This is a genomic window from Methylorubrum rhodesianum (genome assembly GCF_014199985.1).
Lineage (GTDB): Bacteria > Pseudomonadota > Alphaproteobacteria > Rhizobiales > Beijerinckiaceae > Methylobacterium > Methylobacterium rhodesianum.
Genome location: NZ_JACHOS010000007.1, coordinates 12,604 through 30,464 on the forward strand (window position 1 = coordinate 12,604; position 17,861 = coordinate 30,464).

Sequence of the window (17,861 nt, forward strand, 5' to 3'; positions counted from 1 at the left end):
CCCATCCCGGACCGTATCCTGCGCTTCGAAAGACCTAGCGCAGATAGATCACGCTGTAGAGCGAGGCGCGTAGCTCGTCCTCGTCGAGCCAGACCCGGCCGAGATCGCAGCGCTCGGCGATACCGGGCCGCATCCGGGCGCAGTACTCGCCAGTATTGTCCTGCAGATGGTACTGGCAGCGCCCGCCCACCTTCCGCCGGGCGATGATCGGGCTCGAATGGTCGGCAGCGATGTCCGGGTCCTTCGGAAGTCGCTCCTCCAGCACGTACCAGGAATAGCCGATCACCGGCAGGCGACCGTGGTCGAGGGCGTAGTCAATCATCGCCATCAGCCGGTCGGTGCCGGCCGCGAGGCCGGGCTCGCGGCGGGCCGCCTTGTCCATGAAGTCGAGCTGGTTGTCGGCGATCGCGTCCGAGACCGGGATCAGCGGAACCGGCAGCGGCTTTCGCCGGCAGCGCCGCTCGACATGGGCGATCCAGCCGGCGTTGAAGGCGTCGGTCGCCGGATCGCGCAGCCGCGGCACCGTCCCGCCGAGGCTGCGCCAGGAGATTCTGGGAGCGGCGACCCGGCTGCGCCAGCGCAGGGCACCGAAGGTGCGGACGTGCTGGCCGTAGCCGTCGAAGGAAGGCAGGTCCCGGTCCGTGCACAGGCCGCCGAGATTGTAGAGCAGCGCCGCCGCCTCCTCCTGTCCGTCCTCCAGCTTGTCGAAATAGGGCTTACGGCCAGGGTTGCGCTCGCGGCTCGCCTCGGTGTCGTTGCGGCTCTCGGCGATCTCCTCCGCGAGGTCGGGATGGCGCCGCAGATAGCTCCGCAGAGCGCGGTCGCGACTGTGCAGCAGCCCTGCCGGATCGGCGAAGTAGTAGCGGGTGGCGACATCCAGTGCCGAGACGGTGACGCCGACGCGCTGCGAGATCATGTCGGCGGTGGCGTAGGCGAAGCAGATCGCGCTGTCGCCCTGGCTCATCGGCGACAGGGCCGGGTTGGGGCTGATCCTGTCGTCGAGCGGATGGGTGCCGGGACGGCGGCCGGGCGCTACGACGGTCACGTCCGCGCAGGTCCGGTTGCGGGCATAGCGCGGGTTCTCGGGCAGCAGGCGCGTGTCGGCGGCTCCCGCCGGAACTGCGGCGAGCAGCAGTCCGGCGGCGAGGCAGCGGGCGATGCGGACCGGCCGGACGGGGTGACTCAATCCGCCCCCGCCGCGGCGACGGCGACCGGTGCCGCCTCGGCGCCGTCGAGCACCGTGTCCTGCGCAGCCTCGGCGAGCAGAGCGTAGCCGCCATCCGCCATGTGCAGCCCATCGCTCGCGAACAGTTCGGTGCGCGTCAGCCGGCCCTGCCCGATCCAGTCGCGCATCAGGTCCGAGCGGCGGATCACCGGGATGTCGAGTTCGCTTCCCAGCGCGCGCACCGCGTCGCGGAATCGGTCGGCACCGGGCGTGGCGTCGAGGGCCGGGCACCATTGCGGCTCCATCAGCACCACGTCGATGCCCGCCGCGCGGATGCGCTCCAGCGCCGTCTCGGTCGCCTCGCGGAAATGGTCGATCGAGACGCCGCGCAGGGGATCGTTGCTGCCGGTCTGCCAGATCACGAGGTCGGGTCGGGGCCCGAGGACGTCCCGGTCGAGCCGGGCCAGCATCTCGTCCACGGCCTCGCCGCCGATGCCGCGGTTGGCCACCGTGATCCGGCCGCCGAGATGCGGCAGGGCGCGCCGCAATCCGACTTCGAGGCGGGCGGGATAGGCGGCGGCGGGATGGCTGGCGCCGATGCCCTCGGTCGAGGATGAGCCGAAGGCGACGATCGTCAGCGGCCCGCCCAGCGCGATCTTCTGGGCGACGTGCGGAAGGCCGGCCGGGGCGGCGTCCTCGAACAGACCGAGATCGAGTTCGAGGCTCGCCGGCAGCAGGTCGGCGTAGGCGAGAACCGCGGTCGAGGACAGGGAGAGGGCCAGCATCAGCGCCGTTGTGCCGACGAGCCGCCGCGGATGTCCCGTGAGGACCCTCCGCATCCGAGCAAGACGAAGTAACCGCGCCACCGTTTTCGAGCCCCCGCCCGCGTGCCGCCTTATCCGGGGCTTCGCGGGATTACCGACGTCGACACTTGTAGCCGAACCGGAATTCGATTGCGGCCCAATAATCGTGATTCGTCACAGGGGCAATGCAGGGTGTTTGATGGAGTCTTAAGTGCGAGCCCGGGATGAAACGATTTTTGTTTATCGAGCGCTGCGCTCGATACCGTCGCGGCGTCTGAAGGGCTTCCGCCTCTCATCGCGGCCGGCGGGGACGTTGGGCGGCCGCGAAGGGGCGGCCGCTCGCAAATGGCGGCCGACAACTAATGACAGGGCCGTTTCGCGAATCGCCTCCACTGCACGACCGGATCGCCCGGCTCATGCGCGTGTGGCCAAAGAAACCGTGCCGCTTCCGTGCCGCTCGATCCTCCCGTCGAGTTCGAGCTCCAGCAGCGTCGTCTGAACGATCCTCACCGGTAGGCCGGACGAGCGGGCGAGCTCGTCGGTTCCGATCGGGGTGGGGCTGAGGCACGCGATCAGCCGGGCGCGGTCGTTCGGGAGCTCGTGGTCCGCGTCGACGGGATCCGCCGCCTCGGACAAAGGCGGCCGGATGCCTCCCGCGCTGCCGTCGAAATCGGTCTCGTCCCAGTAATCGGGCGTGGCCGACGTTTCGGGGCGATCGTTCAGGCCATCCGCGGGCGGCGCGATCCCGGCCATCAGCGGGGCGAGAACGGACAGGACGTGCTCGACCTCGCCGACCAGCGTCGCGCCCTCTCGGATCAGGTCGTTGGTGCCCTCCGCCCGCGGATCGAGCGGGGAGCCCGGCACGGCGAAAACCTCGCGGCCCTGCTCCAGGGCGAAGCGGGCGGTGATGAGCGAGCCGGAGCGGCGCGCGGCCTCCACGACGACCGTGCCGAGGCTGAGCCCCGAGATGATGCGGTTGCGGCGTGGGAAGTCGCGTCCGCGCGGCACCCAGCCCATCGGCATCTCGGCGACCACCGCCCCGCCCGCGCCGACGATCGCTTCGACGAGGCCGGCATGGTTCTCCGGATAGATCCGGTCCTGGCCGCCGGCGAGGACCGCGACGGTGCCGGTGGCCAGCGTCGCCTTGTGGGCACGGGCATCGATGCCGCGGGCGAGCCCTGACACCACGACGAGACCGGCCTCGCCGAGGCCGCGGGCGAGCCGCTCGGTGAAGGCGAGACCCGCCGTCGAGGCGTTGCGCGAGCCGACGATCGCCACCGAGGCTCTCGGGAGCGCGGCCGGATCACCCCGCACCGCGATCAGCGGCGGGGCGGTCTCGGTGGCGTGCAGCGCCTTCGGATAGGCCGCCTCCCCCATGGCAAGGAAGCGGATGCCGAGCCGGGCGGCCGCCGCCATCTCGCGCTCGGCCTCCGCCTTCGAGGGCACGGCCGCGCGCTTGCCCGCACGTATCGAGAGGTCCGGCAGGGCGTCGAGCGCGGCGGCCGCGCTGCCGAATCGGTTGATCAGGCCGCGGAAGGTGCGCGGGCCGATTCCTTCGGTGCGGATCAGCCGCAGCCAGTCGAGGCGCTGTCCGTCAGTGAGCTGCATCTGGTCCCCCTCCTAACGGGAGGGGGCCGTCCTCAGCCCTTCTGCCCGATCCGGCCCTCGGTGCCGGCGGCGAGTCGGCGGATGTTGGGCGCGTGCTTCCACCATAGCAGCGCTGCGAGCACGAGGAAGAGCGCTGCAACCGTTCCGTGTCCGAGCGCCCACAGCACGAGGGGCGTGGCGGCCGAGGCCGCGAGCGCCGCGAGCGAGGAATATTTCAGGGCGAAGGCCAGGCCGAGCCAGATCGCAGCGAAGGCGAGAAGCGTCAGCGGGCTCAAGCCCAGCAGCACGCCGATGAAGGTCGCCACCCCCTTGCCGCCCTTGAAGCCGAGCCAGACCGGGAAGAGGTGGCCGAGGAAGGCGCCGAGCCCGGCGGCCAGCGCCGGTCCCTCGCCCCAATGGCCGGCGGCGAGCACCGGCAGCGTACCCTTCAGCGCATCGCAGAGGAGCGTCGCGGCGGCGAGCCCCTTGCGGCCGGTGCGCAGCACGTTGGTCGCGCCGATATTGCCCGAGCCGATCGCCCGCACGTCGCCGAGGCCGGCGGACTTCGTCAGGATCAGGCCGAAGGGAATCGCGCCGCAGGCGTAGCCTAGAACGAGAGCGGCGATGAGGGCCGGCCAGCCGGCCGCGAGCAACGTGGTCATGCGGCGAGGGCCGAGAGATCGGAGCGGTGGACGATGCGGCCGCCGACGAGCGTCAGCACCGCCGCGCCCTGGAGCCGCGCCTCGTCGAAGGGCGAGTTCTTGGAACGGGACTTCAGCTGCCGCTTGTCCAGCACGTAGGGCAGATCGGGATCGATCAGCACGAGGTCGGCGGGGGCGCCGGTCTCCAGGCGTCCGGCCTCGCGACCGAGCAGCCTCGCCGGATTGGCCGAGAGCGCGTTGAGCAGCGTCCGCAGCGTCACGTCGCCGGTGTGGAGCAGGCGTAGGCTCGCGCCGAGCAGCGTCTCGATGCCGAGGGCGCCGTCGGCGGCCTCGGCGAAGGGCAGGCGCTTGGTCTCGACGTCCTGCGGGTTGTGGTCGGAGACGATGACGTCGATCACGCCCTCGTTGAGCGCGGCGATCACCGCCGCCCGGTCGTCCTCACGGCGCAGCGGCGGCGAGAGCTTGCAGAAGGTGCGGTAGTGGCCGATGTCGCCCTCGTTGAGCACGAGGTTGTTGACCGAGACGCCGCAGGTGACGGGCAGGCCCGCCTCCTTCGCCCGCCGCACGATCTCGACCGAATCGGCGCAGGAAATCATCGCCGCGTGGTAGCGCCCGCCGGTGAGGCGCACGAGGCGGATGTCGCGCTCCAGCATCACCGTCTCGGCCTCGCGGGGGATGCCGAGCAGGCCGAGGCGCGAGGCCATCTCGCCCTCGTTCATCACGCCGTCGCCGACGAGGTCCGGCTCCTCGACATGCTGCATCAGCAGCGCGCCGAAATCGCGGGCGTAGGTGAGCGCGCGGCGCATCACCTGCGCGTTGGTCACCGCCTTCAGGCCGTCGGTGAAGGCCACCGCGCCCGCCTCCGTCAGCAGGCCGAACTCGGTCATCTCGCGACCGGCGAGGCCCTTGGTGATGGCGGCGGCCGGCAGCACGTTGACGCTGGCCGTGTCGCGGGCGCGGCGCAGCACGAAATCGACGATGGCCGGCCCGTCGATGACGGGGTTGGTGTCGGGCATGCAGACCAGCGTCGTCACGCCGCCGGCCGCCGCCGCCGCACTCGCCGAGGCGAGGGTTTCGCGGTGCTCGGCGCCGGGCTCGCCGACGAAGGCGCGCAGGTCGATCAGGCCGGGGGCGAGGGTGAGCCCGCCGCAACCGATCGTTTGAGCGCCCTCGGGTGCCCCAGGCGCGGCACCGAAGGCGATGTCGGCGATACGGCCGTCGCGCACGAGAACGGCGCCGGGACCCTCGCGGCCGGTTTCCGGATCGAGCAGGTGGGCGTTGGAGAGGAGAAGAGCGCTCATTTGGTTCACCCGTTCGGCAGGTGGGTCGCCAGCGCTTCCAGCACGGCCATGCGCACCGCGACGCCCATCTCGACCTGCTCGCGGATCAGCGATTGTGCCCCGTCGGCGATGTCGGAGGCGATCTCGACGCCGCGGTTCATCGGGCCGGGATGCATCACCAGCGCGTCGGGTTTCGCCAGGGCCAGCTTGTCGCCGTCGAGGCCGTAATAGCGGAAATACTCCTTCACGCTCGGCACGAAGGAACCGTTCATGCGCTCGCGCTGCAGGCGCAGCATCATCACGATGTCGCAGCCCTTCAGCCCCGCGCGCATGTCGGTGAAGACCTCGACGCCGAAGCGCTCGATGCCGGTGGGAAGCAGCGTCGAGGGGCCGATCACCCGCACCCGGGCGCCGAGGGCCTGGAGCAGGATGATGTTCGAGCGCGCCACCCGCGAATGCAGGACGTCGCCGCAGATCGCGACCTGCAGGCCCTCGATGCCGCCCTTGTTGCGGCGGATGGTCAGCGCGTCGAGGAGCGCCTGGGTCGGGTGCTCGTGAGCGCCGTCGCCCGCATTCACGACCGCGCAATCGACCTTGCGGGCCAGCAGATGCACGGCGCCTGCGGAATGGTGGCGCACGACAATGATGTCGGGGCGCATGGCGTTGAGTGTCGCCGCGGTATCGATCAGCGTCTCGCCCTTCTTCACCGAGGACGAGACCACCGACATGTTCATCACGTCGGCGCCCAGACGCTTGCCCGCGAGCTCGAACGAGGATTGCGTGCGGGTCGAAGGCTCGAAGAACAGATTGATCTGGGTTCGGCCGCGCAGGACGTTGCGCTTCTTCTCGACCTGCCGCGACAGGGCGACCGCAGCGTCGGCGCGCTCCAGGAGCGATTCGATGTCCGGACGGCTCAGGCCTTCGATGCCGAGCAGGTGCCGGTGCGGGAAGGCGGGTGCGGTCTGAGCGGTCATGCGGCGATCATAGGGTCGGCCGAGGGCTATAGGTGTCCGGGCGGGGCCGGGCAAGGCGTGAGCCGTGCGGGATGCGGCTCCGCACCGGATGGAGGGGAAGAATGCCCCTCTCTCGATGCAGCGCGCAGAATTTATTGAGGCTCGCGAGGCCGTGATCGAGAAAATCTTGAACGATCCCGGTGCGAATCCGTTTTTTGCACATCGTTCGGGCCTGAGCGCGCCGGTCGTCCCCGGTCGTCGATGCTCGCCTGAAAACTCCGAAAGGATGTCCATGAACGCGCGACTTCTCCTCACGGCCGGTGCCCTCTCGCTCGGTCTCGCCCTCTCGTCGGGTGCCTACGCTCAGGGCATGCAGCGGGGCGGCATGGAGCCCGGCATGGGTGGGCAGATGGGCGGCCAGATGGGCGGCCAAATGCAGCAGGGTGCGATGGGCGACGACATGGGTCAGGAGCAGCGGCCGATGAAGCGCAGCTCCAAGAAGATGAAAAAGCCCATGAAGAGCAAGAAGATGATGCGCTCCAAGCGCATGAACTCCGGCTCCGGCATGGAGTCCGGCGCGGGCGGCATGTGATCGACCGCTAACCCGACTGTGACCTCGTCGCCGTCTGGGCGATCCATGGCCCACCCGGTTAAACCGGGTGGGCCTTTTCGTTCGAGAAAGGGCTTTCGACTCCTCTGTCGGGCGGCCTCCGCCGTGACGGAGGGCGCATCTCGACGGGGAAGAGCCCAGGTGGCCGCAGGATCGACGTTCTCGGGACCGGACATCGTGGAGACGGTGCGGCGGCGCTGGATGTTCCGCCACCCGCTGTTGATCCGGCTGGCGCACTGGATCAACGTGGTCTGCCTCGCCATCCTGCTGATGAGCGGTCTGCAGATCTTCAACGCCCATCCGGCGCTGTACTGGGGATCGGCCTCGACCTTCGACAGGCCGTTCGTCGCCATCACCAACGACCAGCGGGACGACGGCACGCCGCGCGGCATCCTCTATGTCGCCGGCCAGACCTTCGACACCACCGGCGTGCTCGGCCTGTCGAATCTCAACGGACAGCAGGCGGGGCGCGCCTTCCCCTCGTGGGCGACCCTGCCGGCGCACCAGGATCTCGCCACGGGGCGGCGCTGGCACTTCCTGTTCGCCTGGGCCTTCGTCATCAACGGTCTGATCTACCTGCTCTACGGCATCGGAACGGGACAGCTGCGCCGCCGCCTCATCCCCGACGGCGATCAGATGCGGGGCTTCGGCTCGTCGATCCGCGAGCACCTGACGCTGCACTTCCCCGAAGGCGACGAAGCCAAGCGCTACAACGTGCTGCAGAAACTCTCCTATCTCATCGTCGTCGCCGTGCTGCTGCCCTTGATGGTGCTCACGGGGCTCGCCATGTCGCCCGGCGTCAATGCGGTGGTGCCCCTGCCTGACCTGTTCGGCGGCCGGCAATCGGCCCGCACGGTCCACTTCATCGTCACGAATCTGCTGGTGCTGTTCGTGATCGTCCACGTCCTGCTCGTCCTGCTCTCCGGCGTGGCCAACAACATGCGCAGCATGATCACCGGCTGGTTCGTGATCGAGCGCCGGAAACTTCCCGCCGGATCGGGAGAGAGCCGATGAGACCCCGCCTGTCGCTTCCGAAGCCTCACCGCCGCGGCTTCCTCACGGCGGCGGCCGGCCTGCTCGGCGTCTCGGCCCTCGGCGGTTGCGAGCGCTTCGCCGCGAGTCCCACGGGTCGGCGTGCGCTGAAAGCCGGCGAGGACGCGAACATGTTCGTGCAACGCCTGCTGCTCACGCCGGCCTCGCTCGCCAAGGAGTTTCCGGATTCGCAGATCTCGCCCTGGTTCAAGCCGAACGGCACGATCGACCCGCCGGACAGGGCCTACAAGGCGCTCGCCGCCCGGAGCTTCGAAGGATTCAAGCTCCGTGTCGACGGCTTGGTCGAGCGGCCGCAGGACCTGAGCCTCGCCGACCTGCGGGCGCTGCCCGCCCGCACCCAGACGACGCGGCACGATTGCGTCGAGGGCTGGAGCGCCATCGGCAAATGGACCGGCGTACCGCTCGCGGAGGTGCTCCAGCGCGCGGGGCTCAAGCCGAACGCCCGCTACATCGTGTTCCACTGTGCCGACACGATGGAGTACGCGGCCGCCGACGAGAACGAGGAAGCAGAGACGGACAAGACCGCCAATCCCGACATGGAGGCGCGGCCGGAGGGCGCCGAGAACCAAGCGAGCGATTCGCAGGCGGCCGGGTCGGAGGCCCCGGGAGCCGAGGCGGAGGAGGCGCAGGGCACGCCGATCCGGTACTACGAGAGCATCGATCTCACCGACGCCTACCACCCGCAGACGATCCTGGCCTACGACCTCAATGGCAAGGCGCTGCCCGTCTCGAACGGCGCACCCTTGCGCCTAAGGGTTGAGCGGCAACTCGGTTACAAGCAGGCGAAATATGTCATGCGTGTCGAGGTGACCGAGGCGTTGAAGGGCATCGGCGAGGGTGGCGGCGGCTACTGGGAAGACCGCGGCTACGAGTGGTACGCGGGGATTTGAGAGCGGGCCCCATCCGTTCTCCCGATTTGACAACGCCGCGCCGGTCACCCACTTCTGCGCGGCGCGAGAGCCGGCTCCCGACCGGTACGCATCCGCGCCATCCCCAAAACCGTACCCGCGGTGAGGCTCTGGCGAGAGGCAGAGGTTCATGAAAGTCGTCGTCGTCGAGTCGCCGGCCAAGGCCAAGACGATCAACAAATACCTGGGGCGCGATTACGAGGTTCTGGCCTCCTTCGGCCATATCCGCGATCTGCCGGCCAAGGACGGCTCGGTCGATCCGGACGCCGATTTCGCCATGGTCTGGGAATTGGAGGATCGCGGCTCCAAACGCGTCTCCGAGATCGCGCGCGCCGTGAAGGGCGCCGAGAAGCTCATCCTCGCCACCGACCCGGATCGCGAGGGCGAGGCGATCTCCTGGCACGTCATCGAGGCGCTCTCGGCGCGCAAGGCGCTCAAGGGCATCCCGGTCGAGCGCGTGACCTTCAACGCGATCACCAAGGCCTCGGTCGACGCGGCGATGCGCAAGCCCCGCGAGATCGATCAGGCTCTGGTCGATGCCTATCTGGCGCGCCGGGCGCTCGACTATCTCGTCGGCTTCAACCTCTCTCCGGTGCTGTGGCGCAAGCTCCCCGGCGCCCGGTCGGCCGGCCGGGTGCAGTCGGTGGCCCTGCGTCTCGTCGTCGAACGCGAGATGGAGATCGAGCGCTTCAAGCCCCGCGAGTACTGGTCGATCGTGGCGACGCTCGCGACCGAGAACGGCGGCGTGTTCGAGGCGCGCCTCGTCGGCGCCGACGGCAAGCGCATCCAGCGCCTCGATGTCGACAATGCCGAGGAGGCCGCGGCGTTCAAGCGCGACCTCGAACTCGCGACCTTCCAGGTGGCGTCCGTCGAGGCCAAGCCCGCCAAGCGCCACCCGCAGCCGCCCTTCACCACCTCGACGCTGCAGCAGGAAGCCTCGCGCAAGCTCGGGATGGCGCCGGCACAGACCATGCGCGTTGCCCAGAGACTCTACGAGGGCGTCGATGTCGGCGGCGAGACCGTCGGCATCATCACCTACATGCGGACCGACGGCGTCGACATGGCGCCGGAAGCGATCGCGGATGCCCGCCGGGTGATCGGCCGCGAGTTCGGCGACGACTATGTCCCGAACGCTCCGCGGAAATACTCGGTCAAGGCCAAGAACGCGCAGGAAGCGCACGAGGCCGTGCGCCCGACCGACATGAGCCGGCTGCCCAAGCAGGTCGCCCGCTTCCTCGAACCCGAACAGGCCCGGCTCTACGAGCTGATCTGGACGCGCACGATCGCCAGCCAGATGGAATCGGCCGAACTCGAGCGCACCACCGTCGACGTCACCGCGAGCGTCGGCCCGCGCCGGATCGACCTGCGCGCCACCGGTCAGGTCGTGAAGTTCGACGGCTTCCTCGCCCTCTACCAGGAGGGCAAGGACGACGAGGAGGACGAGGATTCGAAGCGCCTGCCGGCGATGAAGGCGGGCGATCCGCTCAAGCGCGAGCGCATCGCCTCGACCCAGCACTTCACCGAGCCGCCGCCGCGCTACTCCGAGGCCAGCCTCGTCAAGCGGATGGAGGAACTCGGCATCGGCCGGCCCTCGACCTACGCCGCGATCCTGCAGACGCTGCGCGACCGCGAATACGTCAAGATCGAGAAGAAGCGGCTGATGCCCGAGGACAAGGGCCGGCTCGTGACCGGCTTCCTCGAGAGCTTCTTCAAGCGCTACGTCGAGTATGATTTCACCGCGAGCCTGGAGGAGCAGCTCGACCGGGTCTCGAATGCCGAGATCGACTGGCGGGCGGTGCTGCGCGACTTCTGGCGCGACTTCTCGGCGGCGATCGGCGGCACCAAGGAGCTGCGCGTCGCCGAGGTGCTCGAGGCGCTCAACGGGCTGCTCGGCCCCCACATCTTTCCCGAGAAGGCGGATGGCGGCGATCCGCGCGCCTGCCCGACCTGCGGCTCGGGCCAGCTCTCGCTCAAGCTCGGCAAGTTCGGCGCCTTCATCGGCTGCTCGAACTATCCCGAGTGCAAGTACACCCGACAGCTCTCGGCCTCCGGCGTCGAGGGCGAGGGCGACGGGTCCTCGGCCGAGGGCAGCCAGCCCGGCGTGCGGGTGCTCGGCGACGATCCGGCGACCGGTCTGCCCGTGACCCTGCGCGACGGGCGTTTCGGCCCGTTCGTGCAGCTCGGCGAGGCCTCGTCCGAGAAGGGAGCGGAGAAGCCGAAGCGTTCCTCGCTCCCGAAGGGCATGACGCCGGGCGGCGTGACCCTGGAGATCGCCCTGCGCCTGCTCTCGCTTCCGCGCGAGGTGGCCAAGCACCCGGAGACCGGTGAGCCGATCCTGGCCAATCTCGGCCGCTTCGGGCCCTACGTGCAGCACGGGAAGACCTACGCCAATCTCGGCAAGGACGACGACGTGCTGGAGATCGGCGCCAACCGTGCCATCGACCTCATCGTCGCCAAGGAGCAGGGCGGCGGACGCGGAAGGCCCTCCTCCGATCCGGGCCGCGCGCTGGGCCAGCATCCGGACGGTGCCGCCCTCGTGGTCAAGGCCGGCAAGTACGGGCCCTATGTCAGCGACGGCTCGGTCAACGCGACGCTGCCGAAGACGATGAGCGCCGAGAGCCTGACGCTCGAACAGGCGATCGATCTCGTCAACGCCAAGCGCGCCGCGGGGGGCGGCAAGAAGCCGGTCCGCAAGACGGCGGCGCGTGCCCGTGCGCCGGCGAAGAAGGCTGACGCGGGCGAGACGGCCGCGAAGAAGCCTGCCGCGCGCAAGACGGCGACGAAGGCCGCGGCCAAGCCGGCGGCCGCGAAGAAAGCGGCGAAGACGAAGGCGAGCTGAGGTGCACGCTTACTACCCTCCCTCCTCTGCGGGGGAGGGTGTGCGCTGAGCGGAGGGGAGCAGGGCCGGCTCAGTTTCTTCCGGGCACGTCGTTCCCCTCACCCGCCCCCCTTCGGGGGCCCCTTCTCCCGCGGTGGGGAGAGGGAAGGCGCAGGGCGCGGTATGCTTCGAAGTCAGGCCGGTTCGATGCGCTCGAACGTCAGGTAGCTCGGCAGCCGGCCGGCCGCGAGGGCCTTGGCCTCGTAGCGGGTGCCGGGCCAGCCGGAGAACGGCCGCCGCCAATCGTCGGCGCTCTCCGCCGTCCAGCGGAGGAGCGGGCAGCGGGCGGCGCGGACCAGGGTCCAGCCGACGTAATCATCGATGTCGCTGGCGAAGCGAAAATGGCCGCCGGGGCGCAACACCCGGGCGATCTCGGCGAGCGAGGCGTCCGACACGAAGCGGCGCTTGCGCTGGCGGCGCTTCGGCCAGGGATCGGGGTAGAGCAGGTAGACGCGTGCGAGGCTCGCATCCGGCAGCGCCGCGAGCAGAGCGGTGGCGTCCTCGTCCCAGACGCGGACGTTGCGCAGGGAGCGTTCGTCCACCGCCCGCAGCAGCTTGACCACGCCGTTGACGAAGGGCTCGCAGCCGACGATGCCGGCTTGGCGGTGCGCCTCGGCCTGGGCCGCGAGGTGTTCGCCGCCGCCGAAGCCGATTTCCAGCCAGACTTCGTCGACCGGTACAGGGAAGAGGCTCGGCGGATCGAGGAATTCGCCGTGCGCCGGCAGCGCAACGCGCAGTGAGGGCAGCGCCCCCTCGAGGCGCTGCTCCTGTCCCGGGCGCAGGCGCTTGCCCTTGCGGCGCCCGTAGAAGGCCCGCTCGGTCTCGGCCGTCCCGCCCGCCTCGGGAGGGACGCTGTCATCCCTCCCCGTCATGTGGGTCGGGCTCAGAAGGCCGATTTCAGCTTGGACGCCAGATCGGTCTTCTCCCAGGAGAAGCCGCCGTCGGCATCGGGCTCGCGGCCGAAATGGCCGTAGGCCGCGGTGCGGGCATAGATCGGCTTGTTGAGCTGCAGCGCCGTGCGGATGCCGCGCGGCGAGAGGTCGAGGGCGTCCATCAGGACGGTCTCGAGCTTCGCCTCGTCCACGGTCCCGGTACCGTGCAGGTCGACGTAGATCGACAGGGGCTTGGCCACGCCGATGGCGTAGGAGAGCTGGATCGTGGCGCGGCGGGCGAGCCCGGCGGCGACGACGTTCTTGGCCAGATACCGGGCGGCGTAGGCCGCCGAGCGGTCGACCTTGGTCGGGTCCTTGCCCGAGAAGGCACCGCCGCCGTGGGGCGCCGCACCGCCGTAGGTGTCGACGATGATCTTGCGGCCGGTGAGGCCGGCGTCGCCATCGGGACCGCCGATCACGAACTTGCCGGTCGGATTGACGTGCCAGACGGTGCCCTCGTTGACCCAGCCGTCCGGCAGGGCCTTGAGGATGTAGGGCTCGACGATGGCGCGCACGTCGGCCGAGTCGAGGGACTCGTCGAGATGCTGCGTCGAGAGCACGATCTGCGTCACCTCGACCGGACGGCCGTTGGCGTAGCGCACGGTGACCTGGCTCTTGGCGTCGGGGCCGAGCTTGGCCGCATCGCCCTGCCGCGCCTTACGGGCGTCGGCAAGGTCCTTGAGGATCTTGTGGGCGTAGAAGATCGGGGCCGGCATCAGGGCCGGGGTCTCGTCGGCGGCGTAGCCGAACATGATGCCCTGGTCGCCCGCGCCCTCGTCCTTGTTGCCCGCGGCATCGACGCCCTGGGCGATGTCGGCGGACTGGGCGTGCAGGTGGATGGCGACGTCGTTGTTCTTCCAGTGGAAGCCGGACTGCTCGTAGCCGATGTCGCGCACCGCCTCGCGGGTCAGTTCTTCCAGGTCCTTGAAAGTCACGGAATCGGGGCCGCGCACCTCGCCGGCGATCACGACGCGGTTCGTCGTCGTCAGCGTCTCGACGCCGAGACGCGCCTCCGGCATCGCGGAGATGTAGGCGTCGACGACGGTGTCCGAGATCCGGTCGCTCACCTTGTCGGGGTGGCCCTCGGAGACGGATTCGCTGGTGAAGAGATAGTCGGAACGAGGCATCGTGCACCCCCGATTGTCGGGCGCGCCTCGTCTTGCAACGGCGCTTGACCCGGTCTCCAGAGGCGCGGCTTGTCGCATCGACCTTTCGGACGGTCAAGCCGGAATGGCGAAATCGTCCGTTTTATCGAACGGCTGTGGCTTCCGCCCGAGGGCCGGAGCCCACGCCCCGCACCGAGATCCAGGGGCATCGGGGAATTCGCCTCGCGGCTGCGGCGGTCAGGCCTTGAGTTCGCGGCTCAGGGTTTCGACCGCGGCGGAGAGTTCGCGGCGCTGTTCTTCGCTGAACGTCTCGACGAACTGGCGCGCGAAGGCGCGGGCAAGATCAGACCAGGGGTCGGTGGAGTAAGATTGCTGCCCGTTGTCGGAGAAACCGCGTTCCATCTCTGGATCAGGATGAGGAATGCCGTCGAGGAAGTCGGAGACCGGAGTATTGGTGAGGCGACTTAGAATCGCGAGGTGAATGGCGCTGATCCGGTTGACGCCCTTCTCGTACTTCTGGAGCTGAGCTGCCGACATCCCGAAGCTGTCGGCGACGGTGCGTTGCGTCAGCTTCGAGCGTTTGCGCTGCTCAGCAATACGACGTCCGAGAAGGACGTCGCGCTCATCGGTCTTCTGGCCTGCCATCTTCACTCTGCCCGCGCTCTATTGGGCGATGGTTCGGACGAAAACTTTTCTGTTGCAAGACCGGCACAAGCGGCAACAGCGACGACATACGGAATATGTCAGTTGTTAATGGTGCGGCGTGGTGTCGCAGAATTACCCAGGCGCGACGGGCTTGAGATCTGCAATCACAAGATCAAAGAAAAGTGGCGTCCCCGGCAGGGCTCGAACCTGCGACCCCAGGTTTCATACCACTTCGGCTTTCGCCGCCGCGCAGTCCGCGCGTTCGTGGCCTGGACTATCCCTTCACCCTGGGCCCGAGCGAGGCCTTTAGGTGCCGCCCGTCTAGTCTCTACACCTTCCCAAGCTCCGTGCGGGACCTGGGCTTGGCTCGGGATCGGCAGGGCGCCGCGGCGCCGGAAGCTTTCCCCGAATTTGAGCGGATCCGCCGCGCGGTTTCCCATCGCGGCGCCCAATTGTGGAATTTAGGAAACCTGTGCTCTGTCCAGCTGAGCTACGGAGACGTCCGTACAGGCTTAGCATCATCGCAGGAGACCGCCAACCGCCTCGATCCTGCGGGATGGGACCGCGCCGCCGGTCTGCGCGCGCGGCATCCTCGGCCTGTGGCGCGGCGGACTCATGGGGGCGACAATCCGCGATTGTGGAGCCTCGACGCCTTCGAGCGCCGCGATCCGGGCACTTTTGGCGGGACATCCTGGGCTGGCGAAGAGAGGCCGAGCGCGGGCGATGACGATGGTGCGCGGTTTGGGTCGCGGCGAGGGATTCAAGGGACGTCGATCAGGCCGCCGCGGTGCCTCGGGCTGGGCTTGGCTCCTCGCGACCGCCTGTGGCGGCAGCCTCGGTTCTCACAGCGTCGCGTCGGCCCCGCGCGGCGAGGAGGCGTGCCGGCCGGCCGCGCTGCGCGAGGATCGTCTCGCCGATGTCGGGCGCCGGGGTGAACTGATCCTCGCATCCGGTCGACGGGCGGTGCTGTCCGGCCTGCGCTGGCCCGACGAGCCGGCGCTCGACGCCGATGCGCGGACTTGGCTGATGTCCTTCCGGGGCGTGCCCCTCGTGCTGACGGAGCGCGGCCCCGAGGACCGCTGGGGCCGCCGTCGGGCCGACGGGATCGCGGACGGGGCCGAGCCGGTCGATCTTGCCGGCGGCCTGATCACGGCCGGGCTCGCCTACGCCGATCCCGACGAGGCCGATGCGCTCTGCCGTCCGGCGCTCCGCACCCTCGAGGAGGCACCCCGGGCCGCCGGGCTCGGCCTGTGGGCCGGAGGGCCGCTCGCCGCGACCGATGCGGCGGCCCTGAGCGCGCGGGCCGGGCGCTTCGCGGTGATCGAGGGGCGCGTCCTGCATGTCGGCGAGCGGTCGGCACGGACCTATCTCGACTTCGCGCGCCGGGGGGAGCAAGGCTTGACCGTAACGGTGCAGAAACGCACTTGGCGCACGCTGAGCGAACATGGTTTGTCGGCGGCCACGCTGAAGGGCCGCCTCGTGAGAATCCGCGGCATGGTCGAGATCGGGCGGGGACCGCTCATCGATCTTGCCGGTATCGAAGGCATCGAGGTCGTCGAGGGGGAGCGGGCGCTGCGGCGCTAGAACGGCATGACGGGGGATCGGCAGCACGAATCGGAGCGGCGGAGCGCGGGCGGGCACCGCCGGACGCGCAGGGTCAGGACCGGCACGCGGGTCGGAGTCCTGCTCGCGCTCGCGGGCGTTCTCGCCGCCTGCGCCGCCGACCAGACCGGGAGCGTGCTCACGCCCGCGGTCATCAAGGTGCCCGAGCAGGCGCCGAAGACGACGGGCCGCACCCGCTCGGACGAGGCGGATCACGCCAAGCTCGTGGCCTCCTTCGGCGGCGAGTACCGCGCCCCGGCCGCCCACCGGATGATCACCGACATCACCGATCGCCTGGTGCGCGCCAGCGACCGGCCCGAGGAGAGCTACGCGGTCACGCTGCTCGACTCGCCCGTCGTCAACGCCTTCGCCCTGCCGAGCGGCCGGCTCTACGTCACCCGCGGGTTGCTGTCGCTCGCGAGCGACAGCTCGGAGGTCGCTGCGGTGCTCGCCCACGAGATCGCCCACGTGACGCTGCGCCACGCCACCGCACGCAGCGAGATGGCCCTGCGCTCGCAGCTCGTGAGCCGCGTGGTCGCCGACGTGCTGAACGATCCCGTCACGGGCGCTCAGCTCGAGAACCAGTCGAAGTTCACCCTGGCGCGCTTCTCCCGCGAGCAGGAGCTGGAGGCCGACACCAACGGCGTGCGCGTGCTGGCCCAGGCCGGCTACGACCCCTTCGGCGCCGGCCGCTTCCTCGACGCGCTCCAGCGCACCATGGCGCTGAAATCCGGCAACGGCAGCGCGGCCGAGCCCGACATGCTGGCGACGCATCCGGCGACCGCCGAGCGCATCGCGCTCGTCACCCGCGCGGCCCGGCGCATCGGCGCCCCCGGCCTCGGCGCCGACGACCGCGCCCGCTATCTCGCGGCGATCGACGGGCTCGCCTACGGCGACAATCCCGGCGAGGGCCTCGTGCGCGGACGCCGCTTCCTGCATCCGGGCCTCGGCATCGCCTTCGAGGTGCCGGATGCCTTCGCGATCGAGAACACCCGCAACGCCGTGCTCGGCACCACGCCGGAGGGCAGCCGCCGCCTGCTGTTCGATCAGGTCGAGGCGAGCGGCGACCGCAGCCTGGAGGACGTGCTCCGCGCCACCTGGAACGACGCCATCGAGACCGGGTCGGTCGAGAACCGCATCATCGGCGGGCGCTCCACCGCGACGGCGCTCTCGCGCGGCAAGGATTGGACCTTCCGCCTCGCGGCGATCCGCATGGGCGAGACCACCTATCGCATGATCATGGCGGCCAAGGGCGCGACCGATCCCGAGCCGGCCTTCCGCCGCTGGCTGGAGAGCCTGCGCCCGATCGAACCGGAGGAGGCCGCCGCCCTCAAGCCGGCGCATCTGCGGATCGTCACCGCCGCTCCCGGCGACACCGTCGAGGGCTTGGCGCGCCGCATGAGCGTGCCCGATCGCGCCGTCGACCGCTTCCTCGTGCTCAACGGCCTGCAGCGCGGCGCGGCGGTCAGGCCCGGGCAAAGCTACAAGCTCGTGGTGGAATAGGCTCCGGGCATCCCCGCGATCCTTTCGCTTCCTCCTCCTTCGTGGCGAAGCCTCCAGGGCACTGCTTTTTCCGGAACGGTCGCGCCGCCGGATCACTTTGCCTGCGCTCGCGATGATGGCGGGTGAGCGGAACCCGGCGCGATGAGCCGGAGACCGTCGCGCCCTTGCGCGTGC

General features: G+C 69.8%; 15 protein-coding genes. 6 read left to right on the forward strand and 9 right to left on the reverse strand.

Translation table 11 applies throughout. The features are described from left to right. Positions 1-34 precede the first annotated feature (34 nt). The 6 genes from HNR01_RS11345 to HNR01_RS11370 all read right to left on the reverse strand — a co-directional run bounded on the left by HNR01_RS11345 (position 35) and on the right by HNR01_RS11370 (position 6,471). On the reverse strand, positions 35-1,186 hold the full coding sequence (locus HNR01_RS11345; RefSeq protein WP_183667798.1) for a hypothetical protein: 1,152 nt from the start codon (positions 1,184-1,186) through the stop codon (positions 35-37). Continuing rightward, positions 1,183-2,004: an SGNH/GDSL hydrolase family protein gene (locus HNR01_RS11350; RefSeq protein WP_017486555.1), complete on the reverse strand. Its 822-nt coding sequence runs from the start codon at positions 2,002-2,004 to the stop codon at positions 1,183-1,185. Before HNR01_RS11350 ends, HNR01_RS11345 begins: the two co-directional genes overlap by 4 nt. Positions 2,005-2,382: 378 nt before the next feature. Beyond that, on the reverse strand, positions 2,383-3,576 hold the full coding sequence (gene dprA / locus HNR01_RS11355) for a DNA-processing protein DprA (RefSeq protein ID WP_183667799.1): 1,194 nt from the start codon (positions 3,574-3,576) through the stop codon (positions 2,383-2,385). Between the two features lie 32 nt (positions 3,577-3,608). Next, positions 3,609-4,217: a glycerol-3-phosphate 1-O-acyltransferase PlsY gene (plsY, locus tag HNR01_RS11360; protein WP_183667800.1), complete on the reverse strand. Its 609-nt coding sequence runs from the start codon at positions 4,215-4,217 to the stop codon at positions 3,609-3,611. Further along, a complete protein-coding gene (locus HNR01_RS11365) occupies positions 4,214-5,518 on the reverse strand; it encodes a dihydroorotase (protein ID WP_183667801.1) in 1,305 nt (434 codons plus the stop codon). The genes plsY and HNR01_RS11365 overlap by 4 nt, the downstream gene beginning before the upstream one ends. Before the next feature lie 5 nt (positions 5,519-5,523). Then, positions 5,524-6,471: an aspartate carbamoyltransferase catalytic subunit gene (locus HNR01_RS11370; protein WP_183667802.1), complete on the reverse strand. Its 948-nt coding sequence runs from the start codon at positions 6,469-6,471 to the stop codon at positions 5,524-5,526. A gap of 115 nt (positions 6,472-6,586) precedes the next feature. Here HNR01_RS11370 and HNR01_RS11375 point away from each other — a divergent pair, with 115 nt between their 5' ends. The 4 genes from HNR01_RS11375 to topA all read left to right on the forward strand — a co-directional run bounded on the left by HNR01_RS11375 (position 6,587) and on the right by topA (position 11,860). Further along, positions 6,587-7,042 carry a hypothetical protein gene (locus tag HNR01_RS11375; protein WP_246417481.1) on the forward strand — a complete coding sequence of 152 codons (456 nt, stop codon included), beginning with the start codon at positions 6,587-6,589 and terminating at the stop codon, positions 7,040-7,042. Between the two features lie 159 nt (positions 7,043-7,201). Further along, positions 7,202-8,074 (forward strand): cytochrome b/b6 domain-containing protein, encoded by an 873-nt coding sequence (locus HNR01_RS11380; RefSeq protein ID WP_183667803.1) that lies wholly within the window; start codon positions 7,202-7,204, stop codon positions 8,072-8,074. Beyond that, on the forward strand, positions 8,071-9,003 hold the full coding sequence (locus HNR01_RS11385; protein ID WP_183667804.1) for a molybdopterin-dependent oxidoreductase: 933 nt from the start codon (positions 8,071-8,073) through the stop codon (positions 9,001-9,003). The genes HNR01_RS11380 and HNR01_RS11385 overlap by 4 nt, the downstream gene beginning before the upstream one ends. 148 nt (positions 9,004-9,151) lie before the next feature. Next, a complete protein-coding gene (topA, locus tag HNR01_RS11390) occupies positions 9,152-11,860 on the forward strand; it encodes a type I DNA topoisomerase (RefSeq protein WP_183667805.1) in 2,709 nt (902 codons plus the stop codon). A 173-nt stretch (positions 11,861-12,033) separates the two neighbouring features. On the opposite strand, the gene trmB is transcribed toward topA, so the two are convergent. From trmB to HNR01_RS11405, 3 genes are all read right to left on the reverse strand, one after another. Further along, positions 12,034-12,771 (reverse strand): tRNA (guanine(46)-N(7))-methyltransferase TrmB, encoded by a 738-nt coding sequence (gene trmB, locus HNR01_RS11395; RefSeq protein WP_183667806.1) that lies wholly within the window; start codon positions 12,769-12,771, stop codon positions 12,034-12,036. 11 nt (positions 12,772-12,782) lie between these two features. Next, a complete protein-coding gene (gene metK, locus HNR01_RS11400; RefSeq protein ID WP_183667807.1) occupies positions 12,783-13,958 on the reverse strand; it encodes a methionine adenosyltransferase in 1,176 nt (391 codons plus the stop codon). Positions 13,959-14,174: 216 nt separating this feature from the next. Then, positions 14,175-14,582 (reverse strand): helix-turn-helix domain-containing protein, encoded by a 408-nt coding sequence (locus HNR01_RS11405; RefSeq protein WP_017486544.1) that lies wholly within the window; start codon positions 14,580-14,582, stop codon positions 14,175-14,177. Between the two features lie 723 nt (positions 14,583-15,305). On the opposite strand from HNR01_RS11405, the gene HNR01_RS11410 reads away from it, so the two are divergent. Both HNR01_RS11410 and HNR01_RS11415 read left to right on the forward strand, forming a co-directional pair. Then, complete coding sequence (locus HNR01_RS11410; protein ID WP_246417482.1) at positions 15,306-16,166, forward strand: DNA-binding protein; 861 nt, start codon at positions 15,306-15,308, stop codon at positions 16,164-16,166. A 6-nt stretch (positions 16,167-16,172) separates the two neighbouring features. After that, positions 16,173-17,687, forward strand: a complete 1,515-nt coding sequence (locus HNR01_RS11415) for a M48 family metalloprotease (protein ID WP_017486542.1) — start codon at positions 16,173-16,175, stop codon at positions 17,685-17,687. Positions 17,688-17,861 lie beyond the last annotated feature (174 nt).

Coding starts and splice junctions, on each gene's coding strand:
- trmB (WP_183667806.1), bottom strand. CDS start 12,771: ATGACGGGGAGGGATGACAGCGTCCCTCCCGAGGCGGGCGGGACGGCC.
- HNR01_RS11375 (WP_246417481.1), top strand. CDS start 6,587: ATGCAGCGCGCAGAATTTATTGAGGCTCGCGAGGCCGTGATCGAGAAA.
- HNR01_RS11410 (WP_246417482.1), top strand. CDS start 15,306: ATGACGATGGTGCGCGGTTTGGGTCGCGGCGAGGGATTCAAGGGACGT.
- topA (WP_183667805.1), top strand. CDS start 9,152: ATGAAAGTCGTCGTCGTCGAGTCGCCGGCCAAGGCCAAGACGATCAAC.
- HNR01_RS11365 (WP_183667801.1), bottom strand. CDS start 5,518: ATGAGCGCTCTTCTCCTCTCCAACGCCCACCTGCTCGATCCGGAAACC.
- metK (WP_183667807.1), bottom strand. CDS start 13,958: ATGCCTCGTTCCGACTATCTCTTCACCAGCGAATCCGTCTCCGAGGGC.
- dprA (WP_183667799.1), bottom strand. CDS start 3,576: ATGCAGCTCACTGACGGACAGCGCCTCGACTGGCTGCGGCTGATCCGC.
- HNR01_RS11370 (WP_183667802.1), bottom strand. CDS start 6,471: ATGACCGCTCAGACCGCACCCGCCTTCCCGCACCGGCACCTGCTCGGC.
- HNR01_RS11405 (WP_017486544.1), bottom strand. CDS start 14,582: ATGGCAGGCCAGAAGACCGATGAGCGCGACGTCCTTCTCGGACGTCGT.
- plsY (WP_183667800.1), bottom strand. CDS start 4,217: ATGACCACGTTGCTCGCGGCCGGCTGGCCGGCCCTCATCGCCGCTCTC.
- HNR01_RS11415 (WP_017486542.1), top strand. CDS start 16,173: ATGACGGGGGATCGGCAGCACGAATCGGAGCGGCGGAGCGCGGGCGGG.
- HNR01_RS11385 (WP_183667804.1), top strand. CDS start 8,071: ATGAGACCCCGCCTGTCGCTTCCGAAGCCTCACCGCCGCGGCTTCCTC.
- HNR01_RS11350 (WP_017486555.1), bottom strand. CDS start 2,004: ATGCGGAGGGTCCTCACGGGACATCCGCGGCGGCTCGTCGGCACAACG.